At 49.8% G+C, this 213-nt stretch carries 1 tRNA gene; it reads left to right on the plus strand.

Features of this window, described 5'->3' with window-relative positions:
• Positions 1-138: 138 nt before the first annotated feature.
• Positions 139-213, plus strand: a tRNA-Gly gene (locus Q1B07_RS26995).

The raw sequence follows: 213 nt of genomic DNA on the forward strand, positions 1-213 counted from the left end.
GGCTATAGCCAAGCGGTAAGGCAACGGACTTTGACTCCGTCATGCGTTGGTTCGAATCCAGCTAGCCCAGCCATTTTCTTATCAACATTTCCGATCTTCTTGCATAGGCTAGAGTATTCGGATTAATCATATTAAGTTGCGGAAGTAGTTCAGTGGTAGAACACCACCTTGCCAAGGTGGGGGTCGCGGGTTCGAATCCCGTCTTCCGCTCCA

It is taken from the genome of uncultured Metabacillus sp. (assembly GCF_947503125.1).
Taxonomy (GTDB): domain Bacteria; phylum Bacillota; class Bacilli; order Bacillales; family Bacillaceae; genus Metabacillus.